Source organism: Pseudotabrizicola alkalilacus, from assembly GCF_003443995.1.
GTDB lineage: Bacteria > Pseudomonadota > Alphaproteobacteria > Rhodobacterales > Rhodobacteraceae > Pseudotabrizicola > Pseudotabrizicola alkalilacus.
Map to the genome: position 1 here is coordinate 1 of NZ_QWEY01000023.1, position 16,803 is coordinate 16,803.

The window sequence follows — 16,803 nt, forward strand, 5'->3', positions numbered from 1 at the left end:
GTCACAGCCGCGCGGCTACAATCTTTCTGGCTGGCGCGGGGCAAACATGTGGATAACCAAAGAGGGTCACGTAGTTTTTTCTCAAGGGGATCCTATTCCAAGGGGACGACATGAAAAAAGGAGAAACACATGTTCCCCCAAGGAAGCCCAAAGCTGACGACCCCGATCACCATGCCGATTGCCAAGGCGATTACCCCAATGCTTGACGCGCTGGCACCTAAGCCGAAGGCATCTCTGACTGCGCGCGATGTTGTCGAAATGAACCGCACCGCGATCCTCGGCGCATTGCAGAAGGGCTACAACTTCACCGATATCGCCGAGAAGATGGTCGCTGCCGGCGTGAAAATCAGCGCCAGCACTTTGGCACATTATGTCCGCGACAAGGGGCCAACGGCGCAAACGATCGGCGCTGCGAAGGAAAAGGCAAAGGCCTCAAGCCCTCAACCAAAGACCTCGGCATCTCAGCCCGCACCTGCTGCGATGAACCAGCCCCCCCGCGCTGACGACGGATCCGCAACGCCAGCGCAGACGCAAGGGGCAGGACATGCGCCCTCACCCGCGCCACAGGCGTCAAGGCTTCCGGGATAACCGGCGCGGCATGGCAAAGGCCGGGGATGGAGCACCACGGTCGGATCAGCGCCAGCGTCAGGCGCTGATCCAGATCCGGGTCACGGCGGCAGAGCATTTCGCTTTTCGCCGTGCCGCGCAAAGTTGTGGCGCGTCTGGTCTCGCCGCATGGGCACGCAATCTACTGCACAAAGGCTGCGGTGGGCCCAGTGCGTCCGACCGGGTGCTGAGCGGCGTATTGGGCCAGCTAGCGGGTCGCATGCAGGAAATCGCGCATCTGGCCCCAAAAGTGCCGCCCGAAAAGATCGCCCAGGAGATCCTCCGCGTGTCGCAGGAGCTTCATGACGTGCAGAGAAAGGTGATCGGCGATGATCGCGAAGGTGTGCCCTAACGCCAGACGAACTGGAACGCGTGGCTGCCCGTTTGGTGCACGGATCGCCTATGTCAGCCGCAAAGCGGTTGTTGTCCGTTGCGTCAACCTCTGTGGCGGATGGCAAGACGCCCGGGCGCAAATGCAGATGGCGCGCGGGTTGAATACTGCCGTGCAGCATCCTGTGGCGCATATCGTTCTGTCTTGGCCCGAGACTGACCGTCCGAGCAATGCGGCGATGATCTCAGCCGCACGGCTTGTGATGATTGACCTGGGCGCCGCCACCCATCAGATGGTCATGGCGGTGCATCGTGACAGGCCCAACCCACATGTGCATGTCGTGCTGAACCGCGTGCACCCTGTTACAGGGAAAGCCCTTTCCCTCTGGCAGGATTATGCGCGCCTGGAGCGCGCCTGCCGTAGGATCGAAGCCCGCATGGGCTGGGGTGCCGACCGCGGGCGGTTTGATATAGGATCAGGCGACGAGGGCATCACACTTGTGCCCAAGCCGACGCCACATTGGCACGCTAAGGCGCGGGACCGTGCCCTAGGCCTGCGACCGACGCCGGACGCTGCCCGGGCTCTTGAACGTCGCAGCGGCTTGCCCGCCCTCCTCGACATCCTCGCGCCCAGAGTTCAAATCTGGCTGCGTCACAGATTGGCAACTGCAAAGAGCTGGCAAGAAGTGCATGGTGCACTGCGCACCTATGATCTCCGGTATATCTTACATCGCAGCGGCGCCAGGATTTCGCATCGGGTCCGGTCATGGCAAATGGCAGCAAGCCAGCTCGGCACGTCCTGTGGGTTGCGCAAGATGCAGCATAGGCTCGGAGCCTTTGTCCCTGACCTTAACGCAAACAACGCAACAACGGTTTTGCCTGATCCAACGGCACCAGCTCACGGCCATGCGGAAACGGCGCTGGTGGCTCTCACGACCAAATTATTGCACCCCATCCTGGCTGAGCAGGGCAGCGCCAGAATGCACGTCGTGAGGCCAGGCAGGCTCAGCAGCGACTGTCTCAAGCGCAGTCATCGGAAACAGCGGCAGTGCGTGAGGTGCTGGGGGGCAGCAAAAGCCCGATGGCGCAAGCCCTGCGCCTCGTCATGCATGAGCAGCATAAGACGGCACGGCAAAGGTTGCGATCTGCGACGCACGGTATCCATAAGCGTGTCTCTCTTCCCTTGGACGCAATCGCACAAGCCAACCAGCAAGAGGCAGCACGCAGGCGCTATCGCGATATTCTGCGCTACGCGGCAATCCATGAGGTGCAAGGCGGAATTGTTACGGGGCCATCCGACCTGACATCAGCGCGCCAGGCCTGGTTCACCGCACCACTGCGCACGCAGGACTCTGGGCTGTCCCAACCCTTGCACGACGCCATTGCAGTCTATGGGGATGACATCCGTGCTGATGGCCTTGGCAACCTCCTTCTGCCGCACCGCAGGCAAGATGGAGGGATCGCGGGCTTCACCCAGCTTAATCTTGCAAAGTCAACCGAGCGGGACCGGCAAACGCATTGCCGCGCGCAAGGCGGGCTGATCCTGATCGGCCCACGCGATGCCACGAGATGCCTTATCGTCGTTGACAGCCAGACGGCACTTGCCGCAGCGGTCCGTCTTCGAGACCAGCCTGTGCTGATCATAGGAGTCGGGGATCACGTGGGACAGGCAGAAGCCACTCATCTGCAAAGTCTGACGGAGGCACGGAACACCACGATTGCCAGAGAATCTGATATCGCACAGAGCAGCGTGATGGCCCGGTTAGCCGACCTTTTACCATCAGCCCGTCTTGTTCGATGGGGGAGTGGACCCCCTGCAGCAGCAATGCCGGAGGCGCAGTCGATCACTCCGCAATGGGATGCAACTCGAGGTCCCCAGCCAAGGCGGGACGGTGACGGTAGGATATAATCGCCACTTTGGACTTTGCGGGAATTGGCAGACAGCAAAAGCACGGTCTGATGTGCAGTCACCTCGGCCACCACCGCCGGTTTCAAAAAAGTCTAGCGTCGAGCCCCCCGTCTTTGGCGGCGGCAAGCTGATCTACGTCGCAAGCGGTATCGGCGCGGTGGAGGACAAGGGCAGCCCGCTACCGCTCCGGCCTGTCTTGGGAGCCAGTCGACGCGGGACTGCTTGCCTGAGTGTGGCGCGACTCTTGCCATCCTGTTCCGGCCTCCCCGCACCACCATGGCCGCCCTGGTCCGGCTGACCATCACCAGGGGATCAAGGCTGATGTCGATCCGCTTCCGGCTGCCCTCCAACCCGAGCATGTCCGACTGGAGTGCGAGGCCTTTTGGAGCGGAAGACGAAGCGACCGGGCGCGTTGGCACTGGCCCGGAGCGCCTGCTACATTTCAGACGGGAGTGTCGACCCGGGCTTCTGCAAGCACTTCGCGAGCAAATAGATGTCGCCCGCGCTGACAGCGTCGATAAGCATGGCCAAATGATCGTGAGTCAGGGTCAGTCCGCCAGCACGCATCACCTTGTCGGCAATCTCGTCCCAGGCCAGCGGAGTGTCCGCTTCGCCACGGGGTGCAGTGACATCCGACAGGAAGACCTGCCCCCGCGCCGCCACGCGCACACGGGCCAGAGTCTCGGCCGGAAATCTGGCGTCGAATTCGGGATTCAGAACCAGCCGAACCCGGGCGGCCAGCTCACATGCCCCAGGCAACGACAACGCGGCGGGCGTCAGAGGCAACAGCGCGCCTGCACCACGGATCGCGCCAAGGGCCAGACAGTAGGGGATGCTATATTGCAGATCAGTCAGGTTTTGTGGGGATATCTGATTGGAAATCCTCATTGCGCCGCTTGTCGTCTCGACCTCGATTTGCTCGATTTCGACCGACTGGATCCCGTGCTCTGAGATCAGCGTAAACATGGCGTCGAGTGGAGCATGGACATGCCGGCAACAGGCGTAGAGTTTGATGTAACATTGGCAAATCCGGGGCTCTGCACCCAGCCGCAAGCCATCGGCAAACTGGTAGTGTCGGCGCGAGTCGAGAATGTTGCGCGGGCCGCTATGGCCAGCTTCCGCAAGGCCAAGAGCAACCAGCCCGGTCACCACAGACCACGGGATACCTTCCTTGACATGGCTGCCTTCGGGTGCCGGATCACGGGGTGGAGGCGCGCTGGCGAAAAGCTGATTGGGCGCACTCTCGCCCGCTATGGCAAGCGCGTGCGCGATCTCGTCAACCGGGGTGCCGCGCAGGGCGGCCGCCGTGGCCACCACAGCATAGGCCGACCAGGTGCCGGTATTGCCATAGGTCGTCCGCGCGGCCCCGATGGTCACGCCGACCTCGTAGCCGATGGCGATGGCCGTCAAGATGCGGTCGAAATCCACAGCAAGCTCGGCCCCGACGGCCAGCCCCGCCGGGATCACGGCCGCACCCGGATGGCCGCGCGCCATGCGATTGCCGTCATCAAGATCCTGCGCAGACGCGGCAGCTGCATTGGCCCAGGCGGCGGCCACCGCAGAACCCGCCTGCCCCGTGAACCACAGCGGCACCGACCCTGCCCCGAAGGAGCCAAGCGCCACGCGCCGAACCGCAAGCACACCGGGATCTGCCACGCCCGCCGCTGCAGCGCCGAGCAGATCCAGCAGTGCGCGCAAGGCAGCGTCACGCAACGCCCCGGTCAGGCGCAGGTCTCTCGCCGCGACGATCCACTGCGCAAACCGGGTCACCATCCTCTGCCCGTCGGGCAACACGGGGCGTTCAGGAGCCAGCGCGTCATGCCTCGACCATAACCCAATGATCCTCGCCTGCCTCGCGATAGGCGCGCTTTGGAGAGACGTGATCGGCGGGGCGGATCGGACTGGGGATCTCATCAATGGACAGGGTGCGGCGCATGCGGCGTCGGGACGGGTCCGGCAGCAGAACCGCCGACAGCAGCTTGCGGGTATAGGGATGCTGCGGATCGCCAAAAATTTGCGCGCGCGGGCCGATTTCGACGATCTCGCCCAGATACATCACCGCCACCCGGTGGCTGATCCGTTCCACCACCGCCATGTCATGACTGATGAACAGATAGCTCAGACCCATGCTCGCCTGCAGTTCCAGCATCAGATTCACGATCTGCGCCTTGATCGAGACATCCAGCGCCGAAACGGACTCGTCGGCCACGATAAGTTTGGGCTCCATCGCAAGGGCTCGCGCGATACAGATGCGCTGCCGCTGCCCGCCCGAAAACTCGTGCGGATAGCGTTCGGCCATCGCAGGCTCCAGACCCACGCGCCGCAGCAGTCTCCCCACTGTGGCAGACATGTCCGCCCGCGACACCAGCCGGTGCACCAGCAGCGGCTCGGCAATCGCATCGCCGACGCGCTGCCGGGGATCGAGACTGGCGAACGGATCCTGAAAGATCATCTGCATTTGCCGCCGACCGGTCTTGAGGTCGGCTTTCGACAGTTTGGAAAGTGTCTGGCCGTCGAAAACCACCTCCCCCGCGACGGGCTCCAGCAGGCGCAGGACCGAGCGGCCTGTGGTTGACTTGCCACAGCCGCTTTCCCCGACAAGCGCCAGCGTTTCACCTGCGCGCAGGTCGAACGAGACGTCCTGAACCGCATGGACCCGCCCCTGGATCCGGCGTAAAAAGCCGCCGCGAATGTCAAAGCGCGTGGTCAGACCGCGCACTTGCAACAGTGGCTGGCCTTCGGTCCGGATGCTGCTGTCGGCGATGGGCGGCGCTGGCTTTTCGTTGCCCTCGGCGTCGAGTTCGGGAAAAGGCACGGGTTGGTTGCCCTGCCCCATTGTCCCCAGCTGCGGCACCGCGAACAGGAGCGTGCGCGTATAGGGATGCTGGGGCCGCGCAAAAATGTCAGCACAGCGTCCATCCTCGACAATATCCCCATACCGCATCACCAGCGCCCGGTCTGCGATTTCCGCGACCACGCCCATGTCATGGGTGATGAACAGCACTCCCATCCCCTCTTCTTCCTGCAATTCTTTGATAAGTTGCAGGATCTGGGCTTGGATCGTGACATCCAGTGCCGTCGTCGGTTCATCGGCGATCAAGAGCTTCGGGCGGCAGGCAAGCGCCATGGCGATCATTGCGCGCTGTCGCATGCCCCCGGAAAACTGATGGGGGAATTCATTGATGCGCCGCGACGCCGCCGGGATGCGGACCCGTTCCAGCAAGGCGAGCGCCTCTTTGCGCGCATCGCGAAGCGACATCCCGCGATGGATCAACAGGGACTCGCCGATCTGGTCGCCGACCGTCATCGTCGGATTGAGCGAGGTCATCGGCTCCTGAAAGATCATCGCAATCCGGTTGCCACGTATCTGCGCCATCTGGTTTTCCGACAGCTGCGTCAGATCCTGGCCCTCGAACAACACGCGACCCCGGGCGATCCGGGCGCCCTGCGCCGGTAGCAGTCCAAGTATGGACAGCGCCGTGACCGACTTGCCGGAGCCGGACTCGCCCACCACTGCGACGGTCTCGTTGCTGCGGATCGTCAGCGAAAGATCGTTGACGGCTGGCTTCCACTGCCGCCCCATCAGGAATTCCGTCCGCAGGCCTTGCACATCGAGCACGATGTCATCCTGCGATGGCGTGGTTTGCTTGGTCATCATGGTCTGGCCCTTCATTCCACGCGCGTTTTAGGGTCGATGGCGTCGCGCAGCGCATCCCCAAGGATATTGAGCGCCAGCACGGTCAAGAGGATCGCAACGCTGGGACACACCGCCAGCCACCAGGAATCGAGGATATTCTCGAACCCTTCGCGGATCATCCCGCCCCAGGTCGGCGTCGGTGGCGGCACCCCCAAGCCGATGAAGCTGAGCGAGGCTTCGGTGCGGATGGCACTTGCCATCCACATAGACCCCACGACCACAACCTCGGACAACATATTGGGCAGGATGTGCCGTCCCATCAGACGGCTATCGGAAAAGCCCATGGCCCGTCCCGCCTCGATGAAGTCGCGCTGCTTGAGGCTGATCGTCGGCGCCCGCGCCACCCGGGCAAAGGGGGCCATCTCGGTAATGGCGATGGCAATGATAAGGTTCTCGAAGCTCGCCCCCAGCATGGCCGCGATCATCAACCCCAGCAGCAACGTGGGAAAGGACAGCATCACGTCCAGCAGGCTCATCACCACACGGTCAAAGACGCCGCCAATAAAGCCCGACAGGATGCCGATGGCAGACCCCACGACCATCGCGATCAGAATGGCGACGAAACCCACCACCAATGAGACACGCGACCCGTAGATCAATCGTGACAGCACGTCGCGCCCATAGGTATCGGTCCCCAGAAGGAATTCCGAAGACGGCGGTTGCAGGCGGTGCAGGATGTTTTGCTGCAGAGGATCATGCGGCGCGATCCACGGTGCGAAGACCGCCGAAAATACGATGATCGCGAGCAGGGCGACGCCAAGCCAAGCCAGGCGGTTGCTGCGGAAAGCCATCCAGAAAGCACTTTGGCGGCGGGGGGAAGATGTGGCAATTGTCATCAGCTGTATTTCACCCTCGGATCGACCAGCCCGTAGGCAATGTCCGTCACTGTGTTTACAAGGATCACGAAGCTGGCAAAGGTCACCATAAGCCCTTGAAGCAGCGTGTAATCCCGCGAATTCAGAGCGCCCAGGATCAGTTTCCCAAGTCCAGGACGGGAAAAGACCATTTCGGTCAGCACCGAATTTCCGACCAAGGTGCCAAAATACAGACCGACCACCGTGATCACCGGAATCAGCGCATTGCGCAACGCGTGGCGGCGGATCAGTCGGTTCGGTCGAACCCCTTTGGCACGGGCCGTGCGAATGTAGTCTTCATTCAGGACATTCAGCATCGACGCCCGGGTGACGCGGGTGATGTAGGCCGTCATGATCAGCCCCAGATTCAACGCAGGCAGCACGAGCGCGCGCAGATGGGCCTCAAGCCCGCTGCCACCGCTGCCAATCACCGGAAACCACCGCAGATTGACCGCAAAGGCCAGCAGCATCAGGATGCCGGAGACGAAGGCCGGGAAGGAGAGCCCGATCAGCGACACCAGCCGGCTTGCGTAATCCGGCCAGAGGTTGCGGTAGATCGCGGCGGTCGTGCCAAGTGGCACTCCGATGATCGCACCGATCAGCAAGGCAGATGCCGTCAGCTCTATCGTGTAGGGCAGCACCGCCGCGACCTCTTGCAGGACCGTGCGCCCCGTCGCCATCGAGCGGCCGAAGTCGCCTGACAGCGTCCGCATCACGAAATCGAAGTATTGAACATAGATCGGCTGATCGAGACCAAGCTGTGCCCGCAGGCGCTGCAGCGCGTCCTCACTGGCCTGATCTCCCAAGATGGTGATCGCTGGATCGCCTGGCACCAGGCGGACCAGGACAAAGATCACCGTCAGCATGAGCAGCAGCGTTGGTATCGCAAGCAACATGCGGCGGATGACATAGTGGATCATGCGGCAACATCCCGTGTTGTGAAGCGAGCGGCGGAGAAGGGCGAAAGCGTGGCAGGCGGGCGACCTGTGGCGACCATTTCCGCCACGGCGGCCCCGGCGGCGGGCACAAGCTGGAACCCATGCCCTGAAAACCCGAAGACATGATACAGCCCTGCAGCGACAGTGGAGGGGCCGATGACAGGCAGCAGGTCGGGCGTCTTGCCTTCCAGGCCCGACCAACAGCGGTTAATCCGCAATCCCCGCACGGCAGGCATCAGCTCGCAAGCAGCAGAGGCTCCCGCTGCCAATGCGCGAAAGTCCAGAGTGGTCTCTTCGCGGTCCAGATCATAGCGGCCCTGAATGCCGCCGCCCAGAACCAGCGTCCCCTGCGACGATTGCTTGAAAGACAGCGATCGTCCGACGATGGAGACGACGGGGCGGATCATCGCCTCGATCCGTTCGGTCACCATCATCATCGAGGCTTTCGCCGCCATCGGAATTTCCTCGCCGACCAGCGAGGCGACGCGCGCGCCCCAGGCCCCGGAGGCATTGATTACGCTCGCAGCTGAAAACCTGCCCGCCTCGCTGTCGATCGTCCAACGGCTTCCGTCTCGTGAAAGGGCGCTGACGCCGCTGCCTTCGTGCAGCTGCACGCCAGCCTGCTGAGCAGCGGCCCGAAAGGCCACCAGGGTGCGATGCGGATCGGCCGCGCCGTCGGTGGGCGCATAGCAAGCTCCAATGAATTTGTCGTTGATCCCCGGGACAAGCCCCCGCAGGGTCTGCTGATCGATCATCACTTCATTCTCGTGCCCCGCCGCCCGCAATGCCGCGACCCGGGCAAGCTCGCGGTCTGCCTGGGTATCGGTTTCATAGACGCGCAGTTGGCCTTGCGCGACAAAGCCGCAATCATCGCCAACCAGATCGGAGATCGAATGCCACATTTGCATGGCTCCCATCGACAAGGGCAGCTCAAGCGGGTTGCGCCCCAGGGTTCGCACCCCTGCTGCCGACGCGCCTGACGCGTGGCGACCGACGAAGCGCCGCTCAAGCAGCGAGACGGTGGCTCCACCCCGTGCCAGATGCAGCGCAGCCGAAAGCCCGTGCAAACCACCGCCAATGATCAGAACATCCGGCGTTGTCATGGCGCTTCGCGTCCCTCGTCCAATGCCGCAAGTTCCTGCAGTGTAACAGGCTTCAACGGCGGGCGGATGCGGAAGAAGCCGACATCCGCCTGGCTCTGGCCATAGGCGCTGGCCAGAATGCGGTTGACCGTATAGCCACACTGCCGCCCCTGACAGGGGCCCATGCCGCAACGGGTGACAGCCTTGACCTGGTTTGGGCCGCCGCGATGGATGCGGGCAGCGGCACGGATTTCACCCGCTGTCAGCTCTTCGCAGCGGCAAACAATGGTGTCGTCGGGTATCTCCACGGACGAACCCGGCGCCGGAAAGACGGCATCGAGGAAACCGCGCGAGGCGCTGGCAGCCCGCAGTTCCGCCCGTGCCCCGGCAACTTCGGCTGCGCCGGCCTCTCTTCCCAGCCGGGCGGCAATGCCCTGTGCGGCCAGTCGGCCCCTGGCCAGTGCCGCGCGCACGCCCGCGATACCCGCTCCGTCACCGGCCACATAGAGCCCCTCCACACTGGTCATGCCCCAGTCGTCGAGGGCGGGGCGCAGGGCAGCTTGGGCCTCGTCCCAGACATGCGCGCAATCGACAGACAAGGTGCCATGGATCGACGGAACGACGCCCTCGTGCAGCAACAGCACCTCTGCCTCAACACGGTGCGCCTTGCCATCCGCAGTCCGGTAGCTCAGGGCCTCGAGCCGCTCCGTTCCCGTCGCCACAAGGTCCGTCACATGCTTTTCGATGTGCAGCCCACCGGCCTTGAGCGCGCGCATCCAGGCCAGACCCTTGCGCAGATCCGCCCAGCCGCGCAAGGCGCTGCGCAAATGCGGCAAGGCGCGCAGTGCCGCCCCCCGGGGAGTGGTGTCTAGGTAGCCTGCCACCTGCCCGCCCGCAGCCACAAGCTGACGCATATAGAGAATGGGCAGCGGACCCGAACCCGCGATCCAGACTGGCCGTTCAGGAATCTGGCCCGAGCCTTTCATCAGGATCTGCGCTGCCCCCACCGTGAGCACGCCCGGGAGTGTCCACCCGGGGATCGGTGCCGGTCGCTCCTGCGCGCCGGTGGCGAGCAGAAGGGCTTTGGGCTCTGCCACAAAGGCCTTACCCGCCTGCGACAGGAACACGCGCAGTCCGGGTTCGATATGCCACATGCGGGTTCCCGGCCGATAATCAACGCCGCTGGCGCGGAACTGGCCCGCAACTTCGGCCCCCGCCGCGTAATCCGGGCCAAGCGCGTTTCGCAGGGCATCGGGTCGCGGACGCTCTACGTCGCGCCATATCTGGCCGCCAGGGGCCGACTGCTCATCCACAACCAAAGGCGCAAAGCCCAGCCGCCGCAGTTCGATCGCGGCGGCCATACCTGCCGGACCCGCACCCACAATCAGAATGTCATGACGGCTGTTCATAGGGTGATCCTGAGCTTGCCCACCGGGCGTTCGATTTTCATTCCGGGTTGCACTTCCACAAGACAGGTCTGGACCGAGGTTTCTCCATCCACCGTTGCCAGACAATCAAAGCACACGCCCATCAGGCAAAAAGGAGCGCGCGGCGTCTCTTTTACCGGCGTATGCCGGGCGATATGGGGCGGTGCGCGCAGTATGACTGCGGCCACCGTTTCACCGTCACGCGCCGAAACTTCGGCACCGTCTATAAAAACAGAAAAAGACCTGCGGGCCGGGTCAGCGAGCTGCTTGAACATTGAAACGCCTGTGATGGAAGGGACCGAACTCTGACGGCAACGCACCGGCAGCGATGTGAGGGGCAAGCACCGCCGCATGAACTGCGGCCAGTGTCACCCCGGAATGGCAGCTGACAACGAAGACGCCCGGCCATTCCGGCGATTGCGCATAGATCGGGCAGCCATCCGGGGACAGCGTGCGTAGCCCGGCCCAATGCCGGACCAGTTGCAACCTGCCCAGATCAGGCGAGATATCCACCGTCTTGCGGGCCAGCCAACCGGACGCGCGCACGGAGGTAGACACATCCTCGCCCACATCTTCCTTGGTGGCGCCAATCATTATGGTGCCATCTGCGGTCTGCCGCAGGCCGCTGCACGGGTAAGGCAGCACAGGCGCAACACGCTGGGTCACCAGAACCTGCCCGCGTTGCGGAAAGATGGGCACATCCAGTCCCACCTGCCGCCCAAGTGCCGCACCGGCAATACCGGCCGCGATCACCACGCGCGCCGCACGCCAGCTTCCCTGCCCCGCTGTGACCACAAAGCCGCCCGACTCGGACCGGATCGTTTCTACCCGCGTGTTGCCTTGCAACGCTCCGCCCAGCCGTAGGAACCCGGCGTGCAGTGCCGCCAGCAGATGCAGCGGATTCACATGGCCATCGCGGGAGCAGAAACTCGCGCCACTCACCGTGGCCCCCAACCGCAGCTCGGGCAGAAGCGTTTCGAGCTCGGGCCTACTGATCATTTCAAGATCAGATGGACCGGCCGCTGATCCTTGGTCCGCAATCCTTTCACGCTCAAGCTGAGCAACCAGATCCGCCCGGTGTTGATGGCCGTTTTCACCAAAGGTCAGGGCCAGACCCCCACGGCGTTCGTAGTCAATCTTCATCCCACCCGAGGCTTCGGACAATTCTTCCAGAAACCCCGGCCACAGATCGGAGCTTTGCCGGGTCAGCCGCTGATAGGCAGGCATCCCCCGCCCCTTGCCCTGCACCCAGACCAGGCCAAAATTCGCGCGGGCCGCGCGAAAGTCGGTATCCCCGCCATCAAGGACAAGCACGCGCTGACCCTGCCGCGCAAGCCCGTAGGCGATGGCCGCGCCCACGGTCCCCGCTCCGATCACAATTGTATCTGGCTCACGCACTGCACTGATCTCCGTCTTGTCTTGCAGTGATAGGTCGGATGCAGGTATGGTTTCCAACATCACTTATTATGATCTGTATTCTATTAGGTTATACTGAAAGGGCAAACGGATGGCACGCACCAAGAGATACAGGCAACCGACCATGCGGCAGATCGAGGCGTTCAAGGCCGTCATCGAAACCGGAACCGTCAGCCGCGCGGCCGAGGTGCTGAACATGTCGCAGCCAGCGGCAAGCAAGCTGCTGACCAACCTAGAAGCGGATATCGGACTCGATCTGTTTGAACGGCGGCGCGGTCTTCTGGTGCCCAATGAGCGCGGCATCAAATTCTATCAGGAGATCGACCGGATCTTTTCCGGCCTGAACCAGATCAATCGCGCCGTTGACAACCTGAGACGTGAGGAGCAGGGGCAGTTGGTCATCGGCTGCCTGCCTGGTCTGTCAGGGCACTTCATTTGCTCGGTGATTGGCGCATTCAAGGCGAAACACCCCGATGTCTTCGTCTCGCTGCAGGCACGTAGCTCGCAGTTCATCGTGGAATGGATGCGGGCAGGCAATGTCGATGTCGGGGTGGTGACCGGGCGGGTCGAGGACACCCATATCGAAAGCACATCAATCCTGCGGCAGCCGTTGACCTGTTTTCTGCCGACCGACCATCCGTTGACCAGCAAACAGGCCCTGACGATGGAGGATATCGCCGAAGAGCCCATCATCGCCTTCATGCAGGGCAGCTATACCCGCCTGCTACAGGACAAACTGTTCGAGAGCTACGGCGCCCAGCCAAAGGTGACAGTCGAGGCGACGACATCCCCCAATGTCTGCGAGTTGGTGTCTCTTGGGCTTGGCATAGCACTGTCGCACCCGTTTCATGCGGTAGGCATGGCGGACCGGATTGCGATCCGGTCCTTTGATCCGGTGCATATGGTCGACTATCAATTGTGTCGGCTGCGCCATGGGCGCAACCGGCGGTTGGTGTCTGCCTTTGTCGACTGCGTTCACGAAACCGCAGAGGGTTTCGCCCGCGGCATGGTCAATTGGCCTTCAGCTCTGTGAGTTCGGTGATCGGCGGCGCAAGATTCATCGCGCCCTCTAATTCATACCCATAGTCAAGATTGCCACTGCGCAACCAAACCTGGCGCAGGTTGAACAGCGGGACCGCACAGATTTGCTCATGGATCAGGCGTTGGGCTTCTGACCAGTCGGCGAGCTGGCCCTGAGGATCGGTATTCACCCGCGCGGCCTCGATCGGCGCATCTGCCACGTCGCAATGCGAAAAGTTGGTAATGGCAGTCGGTTTGCCGACGATGGCTGCCGAATGATAGTATTCGGTCAGATAGCTGTCGGCGATGGGAAAGCGCGCCGAGCCATAGAAAACCATGCCGCTCATATTCTTGCGGATCATCTCATGGTAGGTTGGATGGTCAACCACCTGCATGTCCAGCGTTATGCCCGACGCAGAAAGCTGTGCCTGGATAACCTCCATGATTGGCAGCTGTGCGTTGTTGCTCGACACGACCTGCTTGATCGTGATGCCATCGGGATGGCCCGCTTCGGCCAGAAGCTCTTTCACCGCCGCCGGATCATAGCTGTAGGTCCAGGCGCTGCAATCTTCGCCCAGATAGCCCGAGGGGATCACCGAACAGCCCTTCGGTGCCACGTCAGCGCCCACGAAAGCCACGATTTCATCGACATTGATGGCGCGCGCCACTGCTTCGCGCACCCGCACATCGTCAAGCGGCGCGAGTTGCGTGTTCAGGTGCAGGGTCCGGAACTCGGCAGGCCAGAACACGTCGACGGCGACATCAGATTCACGGTTCCAACGGTCGATCCAGCGCTGTTCACGCTTGCCATAGATCAGGTCGAGCTCACCCGAGGTGAAGGCCAGTTCGCGGCTGGCATCGGCCGGGATCAGCCGATACTCGATGGTCGCGATCTTTGGCGTGCCGCGGAAGTATCCGTCATGCCGGGCAAAGGTAACGCTCTGCTGGGTCTGGTGAGAGACAAAGGCAAAGGGGCCGGTGCCAACAGGTTGCTTGCCGAAATCTGCGCCCGCCGCCTCGGCCGCAGCCTTACTGACGATGTTGCCACCATGGTAATTTGACAGCAGGCCCAGGAACCCCGGAACCGGATGTGCCAGCACGATGCGCACCGTTCGCGCATCCACCGCCTCGATGGTTTGGAGGCCGTCATAAGCGGCTGCGAAGGACGATCGCTCGGGGTCTTTCGCCCGTTCAAGCGAGTAGACCACGTCATCGGCCGTCAGCACTCCCCAATCTCCATGGAACTTCACTCCGTCGCGCAGCGTGAAAGTCCATTCCAGTCCATTCTCGGAGCTTGCCCAGCTCTTGGCCAGATCCGGCTCCAGCGCGGCTGGATCGGCGCTGCCAGGCGGAAAGCGGACCAGACCATTGTAGAGCCAGCCCACCGCGCCCTTGTCGGCCGTGGCGCTGGCGCGGTGCGGGTCAAGCGTGCTGATCTCGGGTGCGTTGATGCCTACCCGCAAAACCTGATCCTGCGCGGCAGCCGGAAGGGCCATCCCCAGTCCGGCCAGCAGTGTGCCGCACAAAATCAATCGTTTCCCTGTTGATGTCATTTTTTCCTCGGCTTCTTTTGTGATGTGCCAAGGGCCAGAGAACCAGCGATGGGTGAATAGAGTCAAATAGCGCGTTTGGCGTTCGGTATTCTCTCAGGCAATACCGACGCCGGGGCCTGAACCTATAACACCACAGAATACCGGATACAGTTATCGGACTTTGACGGCAGCCGGCCAGGTCCCTATCCCTCAGCGCAACCTGCGTTTCGCCCACCATCCGAAGGAAGAAAATACATGCGTGTTGCCATCGCCGGAGCCGGAGGGATCGGATATTCTTATGCCGCCTTTTTGGCAAATCGGGGCCACAGTTCAGTCATCTGGTCGCCCTCCAACAGGCGCGGTGAGGCCCTGGCGCAAGGCAAGCCACTGGTCGCCCACGGTGCGCTGGAGGGCCAGTTCGACGTGTTTGTAGCAACTGATCCAAAGGCACTGCTGAGCGGCGCATCTGTCGTCATTCTCGCCCTTCCGGCCTATGGACACAAACAGGTCATCGACCGCCTTCTGCCCCATCTGAAGAGCGGTCAAAGCGTGATCATCAGTGCTCACCTGTCATTCTCTGCGCTTTATTTCTCGCGTGGTCTGGCGACGCGTGGCCTTGACTGCCCGATCATCGCTTGGAACACCACTGCCTCGACGGGTCGCCAGACAGGGCCGTCGGAAGTCTCGATCTCGCTTCTGCGGCGCGAAGTGGAAATGGCAGTGATCCCACAGTCAGGCATGACCGCCGCGCTTGACCTCTGCACAGAATTGTTCGGCGCGCGGTTCAGGCCGGTGGAAACCCTGCTGGCCATTGATCTCGGCAACCTCAACCCGACGGTTCATTGTGGGCTGGCCCTGTTCAACCTGACCCGAATGGAGAAGGGTGAAACATGGGTGCAGCAGGACTATATGACCCCCGCCGTTTGTCGTTTTCTGGAAGATCTGGATCGGGAGCGGCGCGGCATCGCTGCGGCACTGGGGGTGGAGTGCCGCTCCGTTCATCAGAGCTATGCGGTTCCGGGGAAGGTCGAGATCGGACCTTTGGCGGAGATGATGGCAGAGGTCGTCAAGATACGCCAAAGTGTGAATGGCCCCAAGACTCTTGATACCCGGTATGTGACAGAGGACGTGCCCTTTGGACTGACTACCATGGTGCGTCTGGCAGATATGACAGGGGTTGAGGTGCCGTTGCACAAAGCAGCAATCTTGCTGTTCTCGTCCCTCTATGGGCGAGATTTCACAGCAGAAAATGACATCCTGCCAGAAATTTCCAATGCTTTTTGTGCCCTCCCATCCCTCGCACAGGCGACAGCAAACGGCTGGCCGAAGCTGTGATAGCTTGCCAGCTACGTCCAGCGTCTATGAAACAGCTCACGTGAACAACCGTGGCGATCGGCCCGCAATTTTCGCCCTGTGTCACTTTTGCTGACGGTGTGGGTCTGCCGTTCCCACGTGCTCAATGCAAACCGCCGGTTTCGGGTGCCCACGCCAAACATGCTCGCCGCAGATGCTGTAACTTACGCAGCACTCTTCCATTGCAGCGGTGTGACGTAAACGATGCTGTCGCCAACGCTGACCATCACTTCACCGTCCTGAATATTGATCTGCAACTTCATTGCGCGGTTCGTCAATTTTTGCCAGTTCGCCTGTGTCCTTTAAGGAAAGACTTATCACGTGAAGATCGTCAGAGCGGGTGATGCGGTTCTTGATCTTGTCCCACCACATCCCGGCCGCCCTGGCGCCCTGGCGCCGAAAGGATAGACGACGGCTTTATCGGCATTGCCACAGGATTGATGCATTCTCGCAGTTCCGGAACGGTCCAATGATCAAAGAGACCGGTCAACAGATTGCGGGGCAGCATAAGGTAGGCTCTGGACCCATTAATTTTCTTGCGGGTCGGACAACTCACTGATTCACTTGCGGCACCACAGGGGGTGCTGCCATGAGCGAGATGATCCTGCTTTCCGAAGCCCAGATGGCGCGGATATCGCC

The 16,803-nt window shown here is 62.0% G+C and carries 15 protein-coding genes and 1 pseudogene; 6 read left to right on the plus strand and 10 right to left on the minus strand.

Annotated elements, in window-relative coordinates; translation table 11 throughout:
- Positions 1 to 198: 198 nt before the first annotated feature.
- The 4 genes and pseudogenes from D1012_RS21545 to D1012_RS23085 all read left to right on the plus strand — a co-directional run bounded on the left by D1012_RS21545 (position 199) and on the right by D1012_RS23085 (position 2,845).
- The gene (locus D1012_RS21545) at positions 199 to 588 is read left to right on the plus strand and encodes a hypothetical protein (RefSeq protein WP_158569419.1); all 390 of its coding nucleotides are present in this window, start codon (positions 199 to 201) and stop codon (positions 586 to 588) included.
- Positions 545 to 958: a hypothetical protein gene (locus tag D1012_RS21550; protein ID WP_158569420.1), complete on the plus strand. Its 414-nt coding sequence runs from the start codon at positions 545 to 547 to the stop codon at positions 956 to 958. The genes D1012_RS21545 and D1012_RS21550 overlap by 44 nt, the downstream gene beginning before the upstream one ends.
- Positions 936 to 1,769, plus strand: a pseudogene (locus tag D1012_RS23355) (relaxase/mobilization nuclease domain-containing protein); the annotation flags it as partial. The gene D1012_RS21550 and the pseudogene D1012_RS23355, both read left to right, overlap by 23 nt.
- Positions 1,770 to 1,984: 215 nt before the next feature.
- On the plus strand, positions 1,985 to 2,845 hold the full coding sequence (locus D1012_RS23085; RefSeq protein WP_233517233.1) for a hypothetical protein: 861 nt from the start codon (positions 1,985 to 1,987) through the stop codon (positions 2,843 to 2,845).
- Positions 2,846 to 3,280: 435 nt separating this feature from the next.
- Here the strand turns inward: D1012_RS23085 and D1012_RS21565 are convergent, their stop codons facing one another.
- From D1012_RS21565 to D1012_RS21600, 8 genes are read right to left on the minus strand one after another with little or no spacing between them, the layout of a single operon-like run.
- A complete protein-coding gene (locus D1012_RS21565) occupies positions 3,281 to 4,618 on the minus strand; it encodes an MmgE/PrpD family protein (protein WP_118156195.1) in 1,338 nt (445 codons plus the stop codon).
- Positions 4,619 to 4,661: 43 nt separating this feature from the next.
- Complete coding sequence (locus tag D1012_RS21570) at positions 4,662 to 6,503, minus strand: ABC transporter ATP-binding protein (RefSeq protein ID WP_118156203.1); 1,842 nt, start codon at positions 6,501 to 6,503, stop codon at positions 4,662 to 4,664.
- Positions 6,504 to 6,514: 11 nt separating this feature from the next.
- Entirely contained in the window at positions 6,515 to 7,333 is an 819-nt protein-coding gene (locus D1012_RS21575) for an ABC transporter permease (protein WP_233517234.1), read from the minus strand.
- A gap of 44 nt (positions 7,334 to 7,377) precedes the next feature.
- Positions 7,378 to 8,316, minus strand: a complete 939-nt coding sequence (locus D1012_RS21580) for an ABC transporter permease (RefSeq protein WP_118156197.1) — start codon at positions 8,314 to 8,316, stop codon at positions 7,378 to 7,380.
- Positions 8,313 to 9,437 (minus strand): NAD(P)/FAD-dependent oxidoreductase, encoded by a 1,125-nt coding sequence (locus D1012_RS21585; protein ID WP_118156198.1) that lies wholly within the window; start codon positions 9,435 to 9,437, stop codon positions 8,313 to 8,315. Before D1012_RS21585 ends, D1012_RS21580 begins: the two co-directional genes overlap by 4 nt.
- Complete coding sequence (locus D1012_RS21590) at positions 9,434 to 10,825, minus strand: FAD/NAD(P)-dependent oxidoreductase (RefSeq protein WP_118156199.1); 1,392 nt, start codon at positions 10,823 to 10,825, stop codon at positions 9,434 to 9,436. The genes D1012_RS21585 and D1012_RS21590 overlap by 4 nt, the downstream gene beginning before the upstream one ends.
- Entirely contained in the window at positions 10,822 to 11,118 is a 297-nt protein-coding gene (locus tag D1012_RS21595; protein WP_118156200.1) for a (2Fe-2S)-binding protein, read from the minus strand. The genes D1012_RS21590 and D1012_RS21595 overlap by 4 nt, the downstream gene beginning before the upstream one ends.
- Positions 11,099 to 12,241 (minus strand): NAD(P)/FAD-dependent oxidoreductase, encoded by a 1,143-nt coding sequence (locus tag D1012_RS21600; protein WP_199489602.1) that lies wholly within the window; start codon positions 12,239 to 12,241, stop codon positions 11,099 to 11,101. Before D1012_RS21600 ends, D1012_RS21595 begins: the two co-directional genes overlap by 20 nt.
- 109 nt (positions 12,242 to 12,350) lie before the next feature.
- Between D1012_RS21600 and D1012_RS21605 the strand changes: the two genes are divergently transcribed.
- Positions 12,351 to 13,292, plus strand: coding sequence for a LysR substrate-binding domain-containing protein (locus D1012_RS21605; RefSeq protein WP_118156201.1), 942 nt, complete (start codon positions 12,351 to 12,353; stop codon positions 13,290 to 13,292).
- On the opposite strand, the gene D1012_RS21610 is transcribed toward D1012_RS21605, so the two are convergent.
- Entirely contained in the window at positions 13,270 to 14,832 is a 1,563-nt protein-coding gene (locus D1012_RS21610; protein ID WP_233517235.1) for an ABC transporter substrate-binding protein, read from the minus strand. The genes D1012_RS21605 and D1012_RS21610 overlap by 23 nt on opposite strands.
- 234 nt (positions 14,833 to 15,066) lie before the next feature.
- On the opposite strand from D1012_RS21610, the gene D1012_RS21615 reads away from it, so the two are divergent.
- Complete coding sequence (locus D1012_RS21615) at positions 15,067 to 16,146, plus strand: NAD/NADP octopine/nopaline dehydrogenase family protein (protein ID WP_118156202.1); 1,080 nt, start codon at positions 15,067 to 15,069, stop codon at positions 16,144 to 16,146.
- Positions 16,147 to 16,495: 349 nt separating this feature from the next.
- Here the strand turns inward: D1012_RS21615 and D1012_RS23290 are convergent.
- On the minus strand, positions 16,496 to 16,803 hold a 308-nt coding region (locus tag D1012_RS23290), incomplete at its 5' end, for a hypothetical protein (RefSeq protein WP_354002054.1).